This is a genomic window from Serratia sp. LACPHL-BACT-2024-00286 (assembly GCF_043109535.1).
GTDB lineage: Bacteria > Pseudomonadota > Gammaproteobacteria > Enterobacterales > Enterobacteriaceae > Serratia > Serratia sarumanii.
The window spans coordinates 71,197-84,661 of sequence record NZ_JBICNA010000008.1; the positions used below are offsets into that span (position 1 = coordinate 71,197).

Here is a 13,465-nt window from a genome sequence, read left to right on the forward strand (position 1 = left end):
CGGCCCGCTCCACTGGCATTTTCCCCGATCAATCCGTATAACTGTCCCCTGTTTATTCACCGTTCTCAATACAGATACCAGACCTATGAATGACCCACTGAGCCGCATTATTGCAACAGAACTGCAGGCCAGGCCGGAGCAAGTCGACTCCGCCATCCGTCTGCTGGATGAAGGTAATACCGTGCCCTTTATTGCACGCTATCGTAAGGAAGTCACCGGGGGCCTGGACGACACCCAACTGCGCCAGCTGGAAACCCGCCTGGGTTATCTGCGTGAACTGGAAGATCGTCGTCAGACCATCCTGAAGTCGATCGATGAACAGGGCAAACTGACCGAACAACTGGCGGGGGCGATCAACGCCACGCTGAGCAAGACCGAACTCGAAGACCTCTATCTGCCGTACAAACCGAAGCGCCGCACCCGCGGCCAGATCGCCATCGAGGCCGGTCTGGAACCGCTGGCGGACGCACTGTGGCAGGATCCGCAACAGCAGCCGGAACAGTTGGCTGAACGCTACGTCGACGCCGACAAGGGCGTGGCGGACGTCAAAGCCGCCCTCGACGGCGCGCGCTATATCCTGATGGAGCGCTTCGCCGAAGATGCCTCGCTGCTGGCCAAGGTGCGCGACTACCTGTGGAAAAACGCCCATCTGGTGTCCAAAGTGGTCGAGGGCAAGGAAGAAGAAGGCGCCAAGTTCCGCGACTATTTCGATCACCACGAACCGATTTCCCAGGTGCCTTCGCACCGCGCGCTGGCGATGTTCCGCGGCCGCAACGAAGGTGTGCTGCAGCTGGCGCTGAACGCCGATCCGCAGTTTGAGGAAGCGCCGCGCGAAAGCCAGGCGGAGCTGATCATCATCAATCACCTCAACCTGCGCCTGAACAACGCCCCGGCCGACGCCTGGCGCAAGGCGGTGGTCAACTGGACCTGGCGCATCAAGGTGTTGCTGCACCTGGAAACCGAGCTGATGGGCACGGTGCGCGAGCGCGCGGAAGATGAAGCGATCAACGTTTTCGCCCGCAACATGCACGATCTGCTGATGGCCGCGCCGGCCGGCATGCGCGCCACCATGGGCCTCGATCCGGGCCTGCGCACCGGGGTGAAAGTCGCCGTGGTCGACGCGACCGGCAAGCTGGTCGCCACCGACACCGTCTACCCGCACACCGGGCAAGCGGCCAAAGCCGCCGCCATCGTCGCGGCGCTGTGCATCAAACATAACGTGGAGCTGGTGGCCATCGGCAACGGCACCGCTTCGCGTGAAACCGAGCGTTTCTATCTCGACCTGCAAAAGCAATTCGGCGAGGTCCGGGCGCAGAAAGTGATCGTCAGCGAAGCGGGCGCGTCGGTGTATTCCGCGTCAGAACTGGCGGCGCAGGAGTTCCCGGATCTCGACGTGTCGCTGCGCGGCGCGGTGTCCATCGCCCGTCGTCTGCAGGATCCGCTGGCGGAGCTGGTGAAAATCGACCCGAAATCCATCGGCGTCGGCCAGTATCAGCACGACGTCAGCCAGAGCCAGCTGGCGAAGAAGCTGGACTCGGTGGTGGAAGACTGCGTGAACGCCGTCGGCGTCGATCTGAACACCGCGTCGGTGCCGTTGCTGACCCGCGTGGCCGGCCTGACGCGCATGATGGCGCAGAACATCGTCAACTGGCGCGACGAGAACGGCCGCTTCAGCAACCGTGAGCAACTGCTGAAAGTCAGCCGCCTGGGGCCGAAGGCCTTCGAACAGTGCGCCGGCTTCCTGCGCATCAACCACGGCGACAACCCGCTGGATGCTTCCACCGTTCACCCGGAAGCCTACCCGGTGGTGCAGCGCATCCTGGCCGCCACCGAGCAGGCGCTGCAGGACCTGATGGGCAACGCCTCGGCGGTGCGCAGCCTGAAAGCGGTCGACTTCACCGACGACAAGTTCGGCGTGCCGACGGTCACCGACATCCTGAAAGAGCTGGAGAAGCCGGGCCGCGATCCACGTCCGGAGTTCAAAACCGCCACCTTCGCCGAAGGGGTGGAAACCCTCAACGATCTGCAGGTGGGCATGATCCTGGAAGGGTCGGTCACCAACGTCACCAACTTCGGCGCCTTCGTGGATATCGGCGTGCATCAGGATGGCCTGGTGCACATCTCCTCGCTGGCGGACAAGTTCGTTGAAGATCCGCACACCGTGGTGAAGGCCGGCGACATCGTCAAAGTGAAGGTGATGGAAGTCGATCTGCAGCGTAAACGCATCGCGCTGAGCATGCGCCTGGATGAGCAGCCGGGCGAAGGTTCACCGCGCCGCGGCGGCAACGCGCCTGCACAGACGCGCGACCACGCCAACCGTTCGGCGGGCGGCAACAAGGCCAAACCGCGCAACGCGGCGCCGGCCGGCAACAGCGCCATGGGCGACGCGCTGGCGGCGGCATTCGGCAAGAAACGCTAAGTCAGATCCAACAGGGGGCGGAGCCTGCTCCGCCCCTTTCTGATGAATAAAACTTGCGGCATTTCTTGACCCGCCTCAATAAACCGTCATCTTTTTATTTCCCGCGCCTGCGTGACCACCCTCCCATTATTCAGGCAACAACAATCCCTTCTGCAGCCATTTATTAACAACTTCGTTAACACGCATTTTTCATCTCGCGAATTGTGAGAGAAACACAAATGGTTACCGCTCGCATTACGGCGGAATAATGTTATCGAATTGCCTTTCGGTGGAAATAAATAAAGGGGAAAAACCATCTATATTTGCAAACAAGAAAACTCGGCTACAAATACGTAACTGATTTAACTCGCCATTCTCATTTGTTCCCCAGCGCAACCGGTGGTAAAACGTCGTTAATCAAGACAACGCCATCAAAAACTGTCGACGCCATAATAATTGGTTACAATACCCTTACTTTTTGTATTGAACGCGATAATGATAATTACTATTATTTGCGCTCACTTTATTGCATGACCTTATGGATGAATACCGCCGACGGCGTGGCATTTTCGCCGGCAACGTCCAATTATCATCAGCCCGATGCTCATCGGCACCCGGAAGGTTAATCACATGCAGCTCCAACCTAAACGCACGTATAAGATTGTCGGCTTTTCCGGTGAAATTGCGCCGGCCTACCGCCAGAAACTGTTATCGCTCGGCATGCTGCCCGGCTCTTCGTTCGACGTGGTGCGCGTCGCACCGCTGGGCGATCCGATAGAAATTAAAACTCGCCGCGTCAGCCTGGTGCTGCGCAGGAAGGATCTGGCGCTGCTGCAGCTCGACGGCCAGCCTTGAGCCGACGCGCTCTCCGTTTGCCGACGCGCCTTTGCGCCGGCGCTGTTCTCCTTGAAGACGACACGCTGAACTATGAAAAAACTCACCATCGGCTTAATCGGTAACCCGAACTCCGGCAAAACCACGCTGTTCAACCAGCTGACCGGCGCACGCCAACGGGTCGGCAACTGGGCGGGCGTGACGGTCGAACGCAAAGAAGGCCATTTCACCACCCCGCAGTCCGACGTACGGCTGGTCGATTTGCCCGGCACCTACTCCCTGACCACCATTTCAGAGCAAACCTCGCTCGACGAGCAGATCGCCTGCCACTACATTTTGAGCGGCGACGCCGATCTGCTGATCAACGTGGTCGACGCCTCCAACCTGGAGCGCAACCTCTACCTGACGCTGCAGCTGCTGGAGCTGGGCATTCCCTGCATCGTGGCGCTGAACATGCTCGACATCGCCAAAAGTCAGCATATCGATATCGACGTCGCCGCGCTGTCGGCGCGCCTCGGCTGCCCGGTAGTGCCGATGATCTCCACCCGCGCCGACGGCATCGGCGTGCTGAAACAGATGATCGACAATCATCACATCAACGAACAGCAGGCGCTGGTGAACTACCCACCGCTGTTGCTGAAAGCGGTCGCCACGCTGAGCGACGCCATGCCGCAAACGCTGCCGGCGGTGCAGCGCCGCTGGCTGGCATTGCAAATGCTGGAAGGCGACATCTACAGTCACCGGCTGGCCGGCCCCGCCGTCGCGCTGTTGCCTGCGGCTGCCCAGGCGTTGCAACAGCAGCAGCAGGAAGACCCGGCGCTGGTGATCGCCGACGCGCGCTACCAGTCCATCGCCGCCCTGTGCGATGAGGTCAGCAACTCGCAGCAGGCGATGCCCAACCGTCTGACCGAGCTGCTGGATAAGGTGATCCTCAACCGCTGGCTGGGCGTGCCGATCTTCCTGCTGGTGATGTACCTGATGTTCCTGCTGGCGATCAACATCGGCGGCGCGCTGCAGCCGATCTTCGATATCGGCTCGGCAGCGATCTTCATTCAGGGCATTCAGTGGCTCGGCTACACCCTGCACTTCCCCGACTGGCTGACCGTTTTCCTGGCGCAGGGCGTCGGCGGCGGCATCAATACCGTGCTGCCGCTGGTGCCGCAGATCGGCATGATGTACCTGTTTCTGTCGTTCCTGGAGGATTCCGGCTACATGGCGCGCGCGGCGTTCGTGATGGATCGCCTGATGCAGGCGCTCGGGCTGCCGGGCAAATCCTTCGTGCCGCTGATCGTCGGCTTCGGCTGCAATGTGCCGTCCATCATGGGCGCCCGGACGCTGGACGCCCAGCGCGAGCGCCTGATCACCATCATGATGGCGCCGTTCATGTCCTGCGGCGCCCGTCTGGCGATCTTCGCGGTGTTCGCCGCCGCCTTCTTCGGCCAGGACGGCGCCGGGGTGGTGTTCTCGCTGTACATGCTCGGCATTGCGGTGGCGATCCTTACCGGCCTGGTGCTCAAATACACCCTCATGCGCGGCGAAGCCTCGCCGTTCGTGATGGAGCTGCCGGTCTACCATGTGCCGCACCTGAAAAGCCTGCTGCTGCAAACCTGGCAGCGGCTGAAAGGCTTCGTGCTGCGCGCCGGCAAGGTGATCGTGGTGGCCAGCATATTCATCGGCGGCCTGAACAGCTTCTCGTTCAGCGGCAAGACGGTCGACAACATCAACGACTCCGCGCTGGCCTCGGTCTCCAGGGTGCTGACGCCGCTGCTGCAGCCGATGGGCGTCCACAGCGATAACTGGCAGGCCACCGTCGGGCTGGTGACCGGTGCGATGGCGAAAGAAGTGGTGGTCGGCACGCTGAATACGCTGTACACCGCCGAGCGCATCAACAAAGAGGCGTTCGACGCCGCCAACTTCAACCTGCTCGATGAACTGGGCGGCGCGCTGCACGAAACCTGGGACGGCCTGAAAAATACCTTCAGCCTGAGCGTGCTCTCCAACCCGATCGAAGCCAGCAAGGGCGACGGCGAGATGGGCGTCGGCTCAATGGGCGTGATGAGCAGCAAATTCGGCTCCGGCATCTCCGCCTACAGCTACCTGATCTTCGTTCTGCTGTATGTGCCTTGCGTCTCGGTGATGGGCGCCATCGCCCGTGAATCGAGCCGCGGCTGGATGACCTTCTCTATTCTGTGGGGGCTGAACGTGGCCTACTCGCTGGCGACGCTGTTCTATCAGGCGGCCACCTTCAACCAACACCCGCAGTACAGCCTGACGGCGATCCTGGCAGTGGTGCTGGTGAATCTGCTGGTGCTGTTCGGCCTGCGCCGGGCGCGCAGCCGCGTCACGGTGCGCCTGGGCAACGCCACGCCGGCGGCCTGTTGCCAGAGCGCCAAAGGGAGCTGTCACTGATGGCCGGGCTGCTGCAGGTGCGCGATGCGCTGGCGCTGCGCGGCAGCGCCCAGGCGCAGCAGCTCAGCCACTCGCTGGCGACGCCGCTGCCGCTGGTGCAGGCGATGCTGGATCGATTGACGGCGATGGGAAAAGTGGAACGCATCGAACAGGATGACGGCGCCTGTCTGAGCGGCAGTTGCAAAAGCTGCCCGCAGGGGGAGGGGTGCAGCACGGTGTTCTACCGGCTGAAGGCCTGACGATCAGGGGCGCCATGACGGGCGCCCCTTTGCCGTTCAAGGCTTATTGCTTGTCTTTGTAAACTTCGGCGATGGCGCTGAATTTACCGTGTTCGCGGCCTGCCAGGATCACGTAGTATTGACCGCCCTTTTCGTCAGCCAGTTTGGACAGCTCTTCCTTGGCATCCATCGGTGACGTGGTTTCCGCCGTCGTGGTGACGGTGCCGATCTTCTCGTATTTACCCGGGTTCTTATCCAGATCTTCCTTGGTCAGCAGGGTTGCCGCCATGGAGCCGAAAGACACCGAACCCAGCACTGCCGCTGCAATAATCATCTTCAATGATTTCATGACACTAACCTCTCAATGGATAATTTATCTGTTATGAAAGCCGTCAAGAATCCATGCGTAGTACCGCAGGCTGCCGCGACATCCTCAGGCCTCGTTGCTTTCCCTGACGGGGCCTGTTTCCCAGAGACGAAACGCCAAAATGAAAAGCGCCGCACGCGGTCTTTTCATTTTGCAGCCAACGCATTGACTCACTAAGTATCGAACAGCTTTGTCTTTTATCCACCCGGCGGCGTTTTTTTTAGCGCCCTATCGTGCGATTTCCCACCGGATTCAATGTGCTGCAATAAACGCTTCGATCATCGTCACAAATTCATCGGGATGAGAGATAAACGGCGCATGGGCGGCTTTGGCCACGATCTGCGACGCAGAATGCGGCCAGGCGGCATCGAGCAGCTCGGCGACCTTGCGCGGCACCAGCCCGTCCAGATAGCCGTAGATCCGCAGCAGCGGCAGATTCAACTCCGCCAGCGGTACGCGCAGATCGGCGGTGCGCAGGATCTCCAGCCCGCCGTTCAACACCTCGACGCTCGGGGTCGGTTGGCTGAGCACCACCGCCTTCAGCTGGCGCGCATCCTGACGCGCGCTCTCGGTGCCCAGCGTCTGCAGCGCCAGAAAACGCTCGACGGTGCGCTGGAAATCCAGGCTCAGCTGATGCTGGAAACCGCTCAGCACGTCCGGGCGGATCCCCGGCCACTCATCGCGGGCGGCAAAGCACGGCGAGGAGGCCACGGTGATCAGCCCCTTGACCCGCTCGGGCTGCATCAGCGCCGCCTGGCTGGCCACCAGTCCGCCGAGCGACCAGCCTAGCCACCAGGCCTGCGGCGGGGCGGCCGCCAGCACGATTTCCGTCATCTGCGCCAGCGACAACGCGCCGAACCCCTGGCTGCGGCCATAACCCGGCAGATCGACCAGGTGCAGGCGAAAATGCGGCGCCAGTCGCGCCTGAATGCAACTCCACACTTCGGCGTTCAAGCCCCAGCCGTGCAGCAGCACAAGATCGCGTTCGCCCTCACCTATTGTTTGCCAGTACAGCGCTGTCATTGGTTATTGTCCTTTCATGCTTATCCGTCTCGGAGGCTCTATGCTATCAATCCGCAGCCGCTGTTGGCTATGCCGACAGCCGTTGAGCCTGATGCGTCATGGCATCTGCAGCTGCTGCCTGCGCCATCTGCCGGCCCACCCGCCGTGTTGCCCGCGCTGCGGATTGCCCGCCGGGGAAACGCAAATGCCCTGCGGCCGCTGCCTGCAACGGCCGCCGCCCTGGCAGCGGCTGGTGTTCGTCGGCGACTACGTTGCGCCCCTCAGCCGACTGGTAAAGAGGTTCAAGTTTCACCGCGCGCCCGAGCTGGCGCCGACGCTGGCACGCCTGATGCTATTGCGGTGGCAGCAGGCGCGCAGAGAGCAGAATCTGAACAGACCCGACCTGATTTTAGCGGTACCCTTGCATACATCACGCTGTTGGCGCCGTGGTTATAACCAGAGCGATCTGCTGGCCCGGCCGCTGGCGCGCTGGCTGGGCTGCGCCTATCGGCCCGCCGCTTTGCGCCGGGTGCGCAAGACAGCCCTGCAACAGCGGCTGAGCGCCGGAGCGCGCAAGCGCAATTTGCAGCGCGCTTTCATCTGCACGGTGCCGGTCGCCGGCCGGCATATCGCCCTGGTGGATGACGTGGTGACCACCGGCAGCACCGTCGCGGAGATCGCGGCGCTGTTGCGGCGGCAAGGCGCCGCCTCGGTGCAGATATGGTGCGTTTGCCGCACGTTGTAGTGCCACGGCAATGGGCGTATTATAACCGACTATAGAAGTCAACTATTGAGCTAATGCTATGATCCGTATAACAGATGCTGCACAGGAACACTTTGCCAAACTGCTGGCAAATCAAGAAGAAGGCACCCAAATCCGCGTATTCGTGATCAACCCGGGCACGCCGACGGCCGAATGCGGTGTCTCTTATTGCCCGCCGGACGCGGTAGAAGCGACGGATACCGAACTGAAGTTCGACAAACTGTCCGCCTATGTCGATGAGCTGAGCGCGCCGTATCTGGAAGACGCCGAAATCGACTTCGTGACCGACCAGCTGGGCTCTCAGCTGACGCTGAAAGCGCCAAACGCCAAGATGCGCAAGGTCGATGACGACGCGCCGCTGATGGAGCGCGTGGAATACGTGCTGCAGTCGCAGATCAACCCACAGCTGGCGGGCCACGGCGGCCGCGTGACGCTGATGGAGATCACCGACGACAACATGGCGATCCTGCAGTTCGGCGGCGGCTGTAACGGCTGTTCGATGGTCGACGTCACGCTGAAAGAAGGCATCGAGAAAGAGCTGCTGCAGAAATTCCCGGAGCTGAAAGGCGTGCGCGATTTGACCGAGCACCAGCGCGGCGAGCACTCCTATTACTGATCCCCGGCGCTCGCGCCGCGGTGGATAACACAATGCCGGAAGGGGGGAACCCGTTCCGGCATTGTCGTTTTCAGCCCACCGACACCTTGCGCCGCCGTTTGTCCAAATCCTTCAGCAACCGGTTTATCCGCGGATCGGCGAACATCTCCTCCAGCGTTTCGGTCAGCTTGCGCCGCCAGTTAGGGTATTGATCGCTGGTGCCGGGAATATTGACCGGATCGGCCATGTCCAGCCAGTCTTCCGGCTGCAGGCCGAGCAGGGCGCTGGCGCTGTCGGCGACATAGCGCTGCAGCCCGCGGTTAAGCAGCGGGCTCATGCCGAGCAGCGCCGCCTTCTTGCCCACCTTCTGCGGCACGCAGCCATAGCGATGCAACCCGTCCAGCAGCCCCTGCTTGGCGCGTTCCCGATCGGCGAACAGCGCCCGCAGGATCTCCGCATCCGGGTAAAGGCCCAGCCGGTTGCCGAGCGTCAGATCGTCGCTTTGCCAGTAGCCGCGCAGCGTCGGCAGATCGTGGGTGGTGATGGTCGCCATCGCCTGCACCGGATAGGCCTGCGGCGCGCGGAAATGGTGTTCGCCGTCGCTTTCGAAATACAGCACTTTGTAGGAATAGACGCCGCTGTCGCGCAGCTTGCCGACGATCTCCACCGGCACGGTGCCGAGATCCTCGCCGATCACCATGCAGCGGTGGCGCTGGCTTTCCAGCGCCAGCACCGCCAGCAGATCGTCCACCGGGTATTTGACGTAGGCGCCGCGATCGGCGGTTTCGCCATACGGGATCCACCACAGCCGCAGCAGCGCCATGACGTGATCGATGCGCAGCGCGCCACAGCTGGTCATGTTGGCGCGCAAAAGATCGATGAACGGCTGATAACCGCGCGCCGCCATCACGTGCGGATCCATCGGCGGCAACCCCCAGTTTTGCCCCAGCGGCCCCAGGATGTCCGGCGGCGCGCCGACCGACGCTTTCAGGCAATACAGTTCGCGGTCACACCAGGTTTCCGCCCCGCCTTCCGCCACCCCGACCGCCAGATCGCGATACAGGCCAATCGGCATCTGCTGCTGCCGGCTCTGTTCGAAACACTGCGCGAACTGCGTGGCCGCCAGCCACTGCAGCCACAGGTAAAAGCGGACCGCGTCCTGATGCTCATCGCAGAACTGCCGCACCGCTTCGCTCTGCCCACGCCGATAGCGCTCGGGCCAGGCCGGCCAGCCCCACTGGCTGGCATCCGTGGCCGCCAGATGGGCGTGCAGCGCGTCGAACGCCGCCTGCTGATACAGGCTGTCGCCGCCCTCAGTCACGAACCGTTCGAACGCCTGACGCTGCGCGTCGTTCGGCTTGCGCGCCTGAAACAGCGGGAACGCCAGCTTCAGCCCCGCCAGCTTCAGCTGCATCACGGCGGTGTAATCCACCCACTCCGCGGCGCGCGCCTTGGCCAGCTGCTTCTGCGTCGCCGGCTTCTGCCACCAGCGCTGAGCCGCGTCGCTGCGTTGGAAATCCTCCACCGCGTTGACGTCGATATACGCCAGATTCAGCCAGCGGCGCGACGAGGGGCTGTAGGGGCTGGCGCTCTCCGGGTTGGCCGGATACAGCGCATGGATCGGATTGAGGCCGACGAAAGCGCCGCCGCGTTCCCCCACCTGCTCCACCATCAGGCGCAGATCGCCGAAATCGCCGATGCCCCAGTTGCGATCGGAACGCAGCGTATACAGCTGAACGCAGGCGCCCCACAGCTTCTTGCCGGTCAGCAAGGCGTTCGGCTCGAAGCAGCGCCTCGGCGCGACGATCACTCGGCATGACCACTGCCGCGCGCCCTGGCTCAGCGTCAATTGGTGGTAGCCCGCCGGCAAATCGCCCGGCAGCGTCAGGGTCTTGCGCGCGCCGACGCGCCCCTGCAGGCATTCGCCGTCTTCACGCTGCAGCGCCCACAGGTACTCGCCTTCGCCCGCCGGGGTCAACGCCAACGGCGCGCCCTGATAGAACACCTTGACCGCCGGTAACGGCGACGCCGCCCCTTCCTGCGCGGCTTCGGCCCGATTCATGGCCGCCAGCAGCTTGCGCTTGGTCTCCGGTTCAATCGCCTGCCGCTTGCCGTGGGCATTGATGAAATCGGCGGCGATCCCCGCCTGTGCCGCCGCCTGATCGATACGCTTGCGATCCATTCGTTCTCCTTAACGTTTGGCTTGCCAGATGCGCTGCTGGTAATCGCGGATCGAACGATCCGAGCTGAACATGCCGACGCGCGCGGTGTTAAGGATAGTCCGCCGCGTCCATTCGTCCCGATCGCGGTACAGTTCATCGACCCGGCTTTGCGCCTGGCAATACGAGGCGAAGTCCGCCAACACCAGATAAGGATCGCCGCCCTCCAGCAGGCTGTGCAGCATCATGTCGAACGCGTGCTTGTCGCCGTGGCTGAACACGCCGCTCGCCAGCTCATCCAAAATCGCCTTCAGGTGCTTGTCCTTTTTGCGGTAGCTGAGCGGATCGTAGCCCTTCGCCAGTATCGCCTTCACCTGCTCCACGGTATTGCCGAAGATAAAGATATTGTCTTCGCCCACCTGCTCGGCGATTTCGACGTTGGCGCCGTCCAGCGTGCCGACCGTCAGCGCGCCGTTCAGCGCCAGCTTCATATTGCCGGTGCCGGAGGCCTCTTTGCCAGCGGTGGAGATCTGCTCGGAGATATCCGCCGCCGGGATCATCAGTTCGGCCACCGACACGCGGTAGTCGGGAATGAACGCCACTTTCAGGCGGTCTTTCACCAGCGGATCGTTATTGATCTTCTCGGCCGCCTGGTTGATCGCGTAAATGATGTTCTTCGCCAGGTAGTAGCCCGGCGCCGCCTTGGCGCCGAACAGGAAGACGCGCGGCACGATGTCCAGATTCGGGTTGTCGCGCAGCTGGCGATACAGCGACAGGATGTGCAGCAGGTTCAGGTGCTGGCGTTTGTACTCGTGCAGACGCTTGATCTGCACGTCGAAAATCGCGTCCGGGTCGAGCGTCAACCCCATCACGCCGTGCACGTAATGGGCCAGCGCCACCTTGTTGTCGCGTTTGATCTGCTGATAACGCTGGCGGAACGCCGCGTCGTCGGCGAATTTTTCCAGCCCGCGCAACGCGTCGAGATCGTTCGCCCATTCCACCTTCAGCGTCTCGTCGATCAGGCCCGACAGCGCCGGGTTGCACTGTTTCAGCCAGCGGCGCGGCGTGATGCCGTTGGTGACGTTATGGAATTTGTTCGGCCACAGCTGGTGATATTCCGGGAACAGATCCTTCACCACCAGATCCGAGTGCAGCTGCGCCACGCCGTTGACCGCAAAGCCGCTGACCACGCACAGGTTGGCCATGCGCACCTGCTTGTTGTGGTGAACCGCCAGTTTGGCCCACACCGCCTCGTCGCCCGGCCAGTGCTTATCCACCCGCTTTTTGAACCTGGCGTTGATCTGTTTGATGATGGAGAAATGGCGCGGCAGCAGGCTGCGCACCAGTTTTTCATCCCAGCACTCCAGCGCTTCCGGCATCAGGGTGTGGTTGGTATAGGCGAAAGTGTTGCTGGTGATCGCCCAGGCCGCCTCCCACTCCAGCTGGTGCTCGTCCAGCAGAATGCGCAGCATTTCCGGAATGGCGATGGTCGGGTGGGTGTCGTTCAGCTGGATCACTTCGTACTTCGGCAGCTCTTCAATCTTGCGGCCGGCCTGATGGTGCTTACGCAAAATGTCCGCCACCGAGCAGGCGCACTGGAAATACTGCTGCATCAGGCGCAGGCGCTTGCCGGCCTGATGGTTGTCGTTCGGGTAGAGCACCTTGGTCAGCTTGTCGGCTTCTACGCCCTGCTTCTCCGCCTGCAGGAATTTGCCGTCGTTGAAATCGCTCAGGTTGAACGGATGCTGATGGGTCGCCTGCCACAGGCGCAGCGGCTGCGCCACGCCGTTGCGATACCCCAGCACCGGCAAATCCCAGGCTTCGCCGCGCAGGGTGAAGGCCGGACGCCACAGTTCGCGGCCGTCGGCCTGCTTTTCCAGCTTGCCGCCGATGCCCACGTCCACCGCCAGCGCGGCGTTGTGGCGGAACCACGGGTAGCTCTCGCGCTGCCAGTTATCCGGCGCCTCTTGCTGCTGCCCACCCTGGAACGACTGACGGAACAGCCCGTACTGGTAGTTCAGCCCATACCCGGTGGCCGGTTGCTCCACCGTCGCCATCGAGTCAAGGAAACAGGCCGCCAGCCGCCCCAGCCCGCCGTTGCCCAGCGCCGGATCGGTTTCCTGCTCCAGCAGATCCGCCAGCTTGACGTTCTGCTCCGCCAGCGCCTGCTCGACGGTGTCGTACCAGCCCAGGTTGATCAGGTTGTTCGCCGTCAGCCGGCCGATCAGAAACTCCATCGAGATGTAGTTCACGTGGCGCAGCGGTTTGGCGCTTTTGCGCGGCGCCGGCTGTGCGGCCAGCTGCTCGGCCAGCGCCGCACTGACGGCTTCCCACCATTGATGTTGCGTCATCTGCTGTGCGGAACTGAGGCCGAACCGTTGCCACTGACGGGCAAGCGCCGCCAGAAAAGCATCCTTCTTGAGCGTAGGCTGTGACATAAGGAAAACTCTCTATCCAGTAAGTGGGTCAAATTGCCGCTATCGTGCCGGTGAGAAAGCCTGACGGCATCATCCCGCCTGGGGATTAGCTGGGGAGGAGGATTGGGGCGTAGCTGGAATTGTGATCTCAGGCACTGTTTGACTCCCTTGCAACGATGCAAAAAAGCCCGCCAACGCGTGCGGCGAGCACTGAGAACGTTAGCCATGACGTTAGCACAAGTATTCGCACTGCTGAAGTTTTGTGCATGGCCGGAAATGCGATCTGCAACCGCAACGCCGCGC

The 13,465-nt window shown here is 62.2% G+C and carries 10 protein-coding genes; 6 read left to right on the plus strand and 4 right to left on the minus strand.

What is annotated here, in order from left to right; genetic code table 11:
• The first annotated feature begins 85 nt into the window (after window positions 1-85).
• The 4 genes from ACF8MC_RS21500 (at window position 86) to ACF8MC_RS21515 (ending at window position 5,880) form a co-directional block, all read left to right on the plus strand.
• Window positions 86-2,419 (plus strand): Tex family protein, encoded by a 2,334-nt coding sequence (locus tag ACF8MC_RS21500; protein WP_033649332.1) that lies wholly within the window; start codon window positions 86-88, stop codon window positions 2,417-2,419.
• 609 nt (window positions 2,420-3,028) lie between these two features.
• Window positions 3,029-3,253: a ferrous iron transporter A gene (gene feoA / locus ACF8MC_RS21505; RefSeq protein WP_025304553.1), complete on the plus strand. Its 225-nt coding sequence runs from the start codon at window positions 3,029-3,031 to the stop codon at window positions 3,251-3,253.
• 72 nt (window positions 3,254-3,325) lie between these two features.
• Window positions 3,326-5,641 (plus strand): Fe(2+) transporter permease subunit FeoB, encoded by a 2,316-nt coding sequence (feoB, locus tag ACF8MC_RS21510; protein WP_033655250.1) that lies wholly within the window; start codon window positions 3,326-3,328, stop codon window positions 5,639-5,641.
• Window positions 5,641-5,880, plus strand: coding sequence for a FeoC-like transcriptional regulator (locus ACF8MC_RS21515; RefSeq protein ID WP_041037028.1), 240 nt, complete (start codon window positions 5,641-5,643; stop codon window positions 5,878-5,880). The genes feoB and ACF8MC_RS21515 overlap by 1 nt, the downstream gene beginning before the upstream one ends.
• 43 nt (window positions 5,881-5,923) lie before the next feature.
• On the opposite strand, the gene ACF8MC_RS21520 is transcribed toward ACF8MC_RS21515, so the two are convergent.
• Both ACF8MC_RS21520 and bioH read right to left on the minus strand, forming a co-directional pair.
• Window positions 5,924-6,208, minus strand: a complete 285-nt coding sequence (locus ACF8MC_RS21520) for a YdgH/BhsA/McbA-like domain containing protein (protein ID WP_004930765.1) — start codon at window positions 6,206-6,208, stop codon at window positions 5,924-5,926.
• 270 nt (window positions 6,209-6,478) lie between these two features.
• A complete protein-coding gene (gene bioH / locus ACF8MC_RS21525; RefSeq protein ID WP_039569141.1) occupies window positions 6,479-7,249 on the minus strand; it encodes a pimeloyl-ACP methyl ester esterase BioH in 771 nt (256 codons plus the stop codon).
• 40 nt (window positions 7,250-7,289) lie between these two features.
• Here bioH and gntX point away from each other — a divergent pair, with 40 nt between their 5' ends.
• Window positions 7,290-7,973: a DNA utilization protein GntX gene (gene gntX, locus ACF8MC_RS21530; protein WP_164105708.1), complete on the plus strand. Its 684-nt coding sequence runs from the start codon at window positions 7,290-7,292 to the stop codon at window positions 7,971-7,973.
• Window positions 7,974-8,031: 58 nt separating this feature from the next.
• The gene (gene nfuA, locus ACF8MC_RS21535; RefSeq protein ID WP_004930777.1) at window positions 8,032-8,607 is read left to right on the plus strand and encodes a Fe-S biogenesis protein NfuA; all 576 of its coding nucleotides are present in this window, start codon (window positions 8,032-8,034) and stop codon (window positions 8,605-8,607) included.
• Between the two features lie 70 nt (window positions 8,608-8,677).
• Here the strand turns inward: nfuA and malQ are convergent, their stop codons facing one another.
• The gene (malQ, locus tag ACF8MC_RS21540) at window positions 8,678-10,768 is read right to left on the minus strand and encodes a 4-alpha-glucanotransferase (protein ID WP_060437058.1); all 2,091 of its coding nucleotides are present in this window, start codon (window positions 10,766-10,768) and stop codon (window positions 8,678-8,680) included.
• A 9-nt stretch (window positions 10,769-10,777) separates the two neighbouring features.
• Window positions 10,778-13,183 (minus strand): maltodextrin phosphorylase, encoded by a 2,406-nt coding sequence (malP, locus tag ACF8MC_RS21545; RefSeq protein WP_164105710.1) that lies wholly within the window; start codon window positions 13,181-13,183, stop codon window positions 10,778-10,780.
• Window positions 13,184-13,465: the final 282 nt, after the last annotated feature.

What these genes read in the sequence shown, in the direction of transcription:
- bioH (WP_039569141.1), bottom strand. Translation starts at nt 7,249, where the DNA reads ATGACAGCGCTGTACTGGCAAACAATAGGTGAGGGCGAACGCGATCTT.
- feoA (WP_025304553.1), top strand. Translation starts at nt 3,029, where the DNA reads ATGCAGCTCCAACCTAAACGCACGTATAAGATTGTCGGCTTTTCCGGT.
- gntX (WP_164105708.1), top strand. Translation starts at nt 7,290, where the DNA reads ATGCTATCAATCCGCAGCCGCTGTTGGCTATGCCGACAGCCGTTGAGC.
- feoB (WP_033655250.1), top strand. Translation starts at nt 3,326, where the DNA reads ATGAAAAAACTCACCATCGGCTTAATCGGTAACCCGAACTCCGGCAAA.
- malQ (WP_060437058.1), bottom strand. Translation starts at nt 10,768, where the DNA reads ATGGATCGCAAGCGTATCGATCAGGCGGCGGCACAGGCGGGGATCGCC.
- ACF8MC_RS21500 (WP_033649332.1), top strand. Translation starts at nt 86, where the DNA reads ATGAATGACCCACTGAGCCGCATTATTGCAACAGAACTGCAGGCCAGG.
- ACF8MC_RS21520 (WP_004930765.1), bottom strand. Translation starts at nt 6,208, where the DNA reads ATGAAATCATTGAAGATGATTATTGCAGCGGCAGTGCTGGGTTCGGTG.
- ACF8MC_RS21515 (WP_041037028.1), top strand. Translation starts at nt 5,641, where the DNA reads ATGGCCGGGCTGCTGCAGGTGCGCGATGCGCTGGCGCTGCGCGGCAGC.
- nfuA (WP_004930777.1), top strand. Translation starts at nt 8,032, where the DNA reads ATGATCCGTATAACAGATGCTGCACAGGAACACTTTGCCAAACTGCTG.
- malP (WP_164105710.1), bottom strand. Translation starts at nt 13,183, where the DNA reads ATGTCACAGCCTACGCTCAAGAAGGATGCTTTTCTGGCGGCGCTTGCC.